A 4,709-nucleotide genomic window follows, 5' to 3' on the forward strand; every position below is an offset into this window, starting at 1 on the left:
TAAGATAGAAACTTTGTACTGATCAGTCTACTAGATAACATCTCTGATGCTCAAACGATATCTGTCATTATATAAATGTGCCAAATAATCTGTATATTTAACTACCAAATTAGATGCGCTTACCCTGTCAACATCGGGAGCATCCCGATTTTGCAAAAACACCGCTGATATCCCTCTAAAGCCCTATACTGCCGTTGTCTTTTGAGACAACTTGCTTGCATCGGGATGCTCCCCTCAACATCTCTGTTCAATGATAACTGCGATCGCAGTTATAAAAGGCGGTTCTCAAAGTTCTTTCAAGGATTAGTTTACAATAAGCCGCAGTCCACTAATATTGTTTAATCAACACGTTTCAGAGCGTGCTTAAAAATAAATGAGCAAAATTATTGCGCTGTTCAACCAGTCAGGCGGCGTCTCCAAAACCAGTTTGACAATGAATTTAGGCTACCATTTAGCCAAGCGGAAGCAAAAAGTCTTGTTAGTAGATATGGACCCCCAAGCCTCACTTACCGCCTTCATGGGCTTGGAACCCTCTGAGTTACAGGAAACTGTGTACGAGTCCATTATGAACGGTTCTGACGCGGCGCTCCGCAAAAACCTTCACAACATGGACTTGCTCCCTTCTAATATTAATTTGAGCGGAGCAGAGCTGGAACTGGTAATGGCTGACATGAGAGATAGTCGGCTAAAAGAAGTCATTGACCCCCTTAGCTCGCACTATGACTTCATATTGATAGACTGCCCTCCCTCGCTAGGCATCCTATCCTATATCAGTCTAGTTGCCTCCACTCACGTCTTAATTCCAATTCAGACTGAATATAAAGCTCTCAAAGGAACCGAATTGCTGTTGCAAACCATTGCTCGCGTCAGAAAACGCGCTAATCGGAAATTGCAGATTGCTGGAGTGATTCCGACGCTGTACGATACCCGTACTGTGCAGGCCTTTCAAAGTTTGCAGTCAATTACTACTTCTCTGGAGAAGATTGGTGCGATTTACCCCCCTGTGCCTCGGACTGTGGCTTTTGCCGATGCGTCACAGCAACACGTACCTCTGGCCGTGTACAATCCAAAACATCCAGCCGTCGCCGTACTCGATACTATTGCACAAGGACTCTTAGCTCTGGCATGAATCAAAAGCGCGACAGTCAGCCTTATCAAATCAAAGGAGTTGAGGCTCTATTAGGAACCAGCGACAGTGCAGATGCCGCATCCGAATTTGTCTCAATACACAAAATTGTCTTGCCCCAGCAGCAGCCGCGCCGCTATTTCGCTCCGACAGCTATGCAAGAACTGGTGGAGTCAGTCAAGCAGCTAGGGATTCTGCAACCGCTCCTGGTACGCCCCATAGATGGCAACAAGTACGAATTGGTAGCGGGAGAACGGCGCTATCGAGCCGCGTCGTCGTTAGGCTTGACTGAAGTTCCTGTCGTGATTCGGGAACTGACAGACACAGAGGCTCTGCAAATTGCACTGCTGGAGAACTTGCAGCGGGAAGATTTGAATGCGATTGAGGAAACCGAGGGGATTCTGCAATTGCTGGCAATGAAATTAAACTCTACCTCCTCGTCTGTTATTGCTTTGCTCGGAGCGGCCGCGCACCCAGAACGCGCAGGTGTGGATAACGTTATCCACAGCTCGGAGTGGCAAATAGTAAGCGATATATTTGTACTCGTCGGGAAGTACACTCCAGAGAGTTTCCGAACCAATCGCCTCCCCTTGCTGAACCTGCCAGATGATGTGATTGGAGCGCTGCGGAAAGGACGGATTGAGTATACCAAAGCCAGAGCGATCGCCCGAGTTAAGGATAGCTCAGAGCGCTCCCAATTACTAGAGGAGGCGATCGATCTCGACCTCTCTCTGACCCAAATCAAACAGCGCATTGCCGATTTAAAAGCCCAAAATACAGGTCCGGCGACTGCACCGGATCGATCGCTTTTAAATCGTGTAGATGCAGCTTTGCAGCGAGTGAAAAAGTCTAAAGTTTGGGATGACCCCAAAAAGCAAAAGAAACTAGAGAAGCTGTTAGCTGAACTGGAAGCATTGGTGGGTGAGGGATTGGAAAAATGAAGCGGATTTTAACTAACTCGTGGGAAGTCCCGCGCTCTATCTGAAAGATGAGCGTCAGGTTAGCACAAGGTAGGGGTCATTCATGAACCCTACCGGACTTTGTGTTCTAACCGACGAAAGCGGTTGCTATATTTGTCAACTGCGAGTACGGCGAAAGAAATAGGTTCTCCAATTTATGTCCGATGAATTTCCCATCATTATTGTTACCCCTCAAGCTTACGAACTCTCTAATCAGGAAGCAATGGGGAGCAAGTATAAGTTTTGGTTTGAACACCCAGAACTCGGCCGCTGCCTGTACAAACAAGCAAGACTTGATTTAGGCGAAGATTGGGCAGAGAAAGTGGCCTCCGAATTGTGCGAATTACTGGGAATTCCTCATGCTAATTATGAACTGGCCGCCACGAGTGAGGGGAATCTCGGTGTAGTCTCTTCTTACTTTTTGCCTAACGGTGGCACCCTCGTTCACGGTAACGAACTTCTTACTCCCATCGTGCCAAATTACCCCACCTTTGCAACCTACAACCTGTCACAACATACAATTGATCTAGTGTTGAGAATTATCTCTGATGAATCTGTGAATTTACCTATTGGTTGCACAGTACCCAGTGGCATCCAAAAAGCTGTAGAAGTGTTTGTCGGCTATCTTCTGTTAGATGCGTGGATTGGCAATGGCGATCGCCACCACGAAAACTGGGGTGTTGTCCGAAATAAGGCAGTGCCTACTACATCCGAAACAACACACCTAGCACCCACTGCATCTGAAACAGTAAATCTAGCGTCCCCTACATCCAAGACAACACACCTAGCACCCAGTTACGATCATGCTTCCAGTCTGGGGCGCGACCTCTCAGATGAACAAAGGCAAAAACGCTCAGTTGAGGCTTATGCTAACAAATGTTTCTCAGCGTTTTATGGCAACGTTGATGATAAAAAGCCTCTCAAAACAATTGATGTATTTGACTGCGCTGCACGTCGATTTCCGAATGCAGCGCATATATGGCTTGAGCGACTTGAAAGTATCTCAAAGGCGAATATGGTGGATATTTTTAATCGAATTCCTAACACTCGTATCTCACCGATTGCAGCCGAGTTTGCCCAAAAGATTCTTGAATTCAATCAACACAGACTGCTTAACTTGAGGAAAACGCTACCGTGAAAACACACTCAACGCTTTTTTTGGCTTGGCAAGATCCAAACAGCCGTTCCTGGTTTCCCATTGGCAGGCTAACCTTTGACGGAACCAACTACCAATTTACCTACACGCAAGGCGTTTTAGAAGCTCAACAGAAGTGCGGTTTTGAACCCTTGCCCTCGTTTCCGCGCTTCGGTGAAGTATATACATCAACCTACTTATTTTCCGTATTTGTTAATCGGCTAATGCCGAAAAATCGCCCCGATTACCCAAGTTTTATTCACTGGCTAAATCTTCCTCAAGATGAAAGCGATCCAATTGCCATGCTAGCCCGCAGCGGTGGGCGGCGAGAAACAGATACTCTAACTGTTTTTCTCATTCCTGAACCAGATTCTGAAGGGCGGTATCGCCTTCACTTTTTCTTGCAGGGACTGCGGTATTTGCCACCCTGTGCAATTGAGCGAATTAACCGCTTAGAGACAGGAGAAAATTTGTGGTTAGCTCACGAATTTCAAAATCATTATGATTCTAAAGCATTGACTTTAAATACAGAAGATCATTATATTGTCGGGTATTGTCCGCGATATTTGAATAGTGAGATTTTTGAAGTTCTATTGAGGAATCCCAGTTTAGTAGAGGTGCGCGTAGAGCAAGTCAATCTACCGCCGACACCACTCCAGTTTCGCCTGCTGTGTAATATAACTGCTCAATGCTATAATGACTTTCGCCCCTTTTCAAGTTATGAATATCAGCCCCTCAGCAGCTCTTGGGTTTAATAACTGCATCTAAATAACTAGACAATACTGTATATAACTCGACAAAACATAGCGAAAAGGTCAACAAGATAGCTTCACATTAGAAGGAACAATCAAGATTGACCATCGAAAGATTCAACTACCCAAAATAGGACTACTGAAAACCTATGAAGATCTACCAACCGGATTAACTCCCAAGACAGCAATAATTAGTCGAACTGCCCAGCGCTGGTTTGTATCATTAACTTGCTCTTGCTGTGGACATATTCAAGAAATGCCGCTCAAAGAACGTGTGTTTAACTGCTCGGGGTGCAGCATCAGCATCGATCGCGATCTGAATGCCGCACTGAATCTCGAACATCAAGCTTTTATACTAGCTTAAAAGTATACCGGGTGCAGCTTGCGCCTGGAAGCCTGCAAAGAGTGTTAACCGCTCCCATGCCCGCGCCCGCGCAGGAAGTAGACTTCAATCTAGCTTGTCTAGATTTGTGTAGGTTCTATCGAGCGGTTTAAAGTGTACTCTAGTGGGGACTTACGGCGTAATAATTAAAAATCTGGCTTTGGGAAAAAATCTGTGCAACCTAAAAATAGCGGCAAAAAGCTAGTCTCATTGGTATCGTTTCTAGTCTCGCTGTTCATCCCTTCGTTTTTGAGTGCAGTTGGATTATTTCTCAGCCTCTGGGTCATCGTACCAGCGCCCACACTGTCCCTGTTTCCTTTGGCAGTGGGAGCACCAGAAATTAGCCCTTGGCTTG

General features: G+C 45.9%; 6 protein-coding genes. 5 read left to right on the forward strand and 1 reads right to left on the reverse strand.

Going from position 1 to position 4,709, the window contains the following annotated elements; all coding sequences use genetic code 11:
- Positions 1 to 373 precede the first annotated feature (373 nt).
- From IQ270_RS28280 to IQ270_RS31575, 5 genes are all read left to right on the forward strand, one after another.
- Positions 374 to 1,129: a ParA family protein gene (locus IQ270_RS28280; RefSeq protein WP_193976449.1), complete on the forward strand. Its 756-nt coding sequence runs from the start codon at positions 374 to 376 to the stop codon at positions 1,127 to 1,129.
- Entirely contained in the window at positions 1,126 to 2,067 is a 942-nt protein-coding gene (locus IQ270_RS28285; RefSeq protein WP_193976450.1) for a ParB/RepB/Spo0J family partition protein, read from the forward strand. The genes IQ270_RS28280 and IQ270_RS28285 overlap by 4 nt, the downstream gene beginning before the upstream one ends.
- Positions 2,068 to 2,242: 175 nt before the next feature.
- The gene (locus tag IQ270_RS28290; protein WP_193976451.1) at positions 2,243 to 3,223 is read left to right on the forward strand and encodes a HipA-like protein; all 981 of its coding nucleotides are present in this window, start codon (positions 2,243 to 2,245) and stop codon (positions 3,221 to 3,223) included.
- A complete protein-coding gene (locus IQ270_RS28295; RefSeq protein WP_193976452.1) occupies positions 3,220 to 3,975 on the forward strand; it encodes an HIRAN domain-containing protein in 756 nt (251 codons plus the stop codon). The genes IQ270_RS28290 and IQ270_RS28295 overlap by 4 nt, the downstream gene beginning before the upstream one ends.
- Before the next feature lie 187 nt (positions 3,976 to 4,162).
- Positions 4,163 to 4,336 (forward strand): zinc ribbon domain-containing protein, encoded by a 174-nt coding sequence (locus IQ270_RS31575; RefSeq protein WP_333301176.1) that lies wholly within the window; start codon positions 4,163 to 4,165, stop codon positions 4,334 to 4,336.
- A 164-nt stretch (positions 4,337 to 4,500) separates the two neighbouring features.
- Here the strand turns inward: IQ270_RS31575 and IQ270_RS31580 are convergent.
- Positions 4,501 to 4,709 (reverse strand): hypothetical protein (locus IQ270_RS31580; RefSeq protein ID WP_228056786.1); only part of this gene is annotated, 209 nt, incomplete at its 5' end.

Source organism: Microcoleus sp. LEGE 07076 (assembly GCF_015207455.1).
Lineage (GTDB): Bacteria > Cyanobacteriota > Cyanobacteriia > Cyanobacteriales > Microcoleaceae > Microcoleus.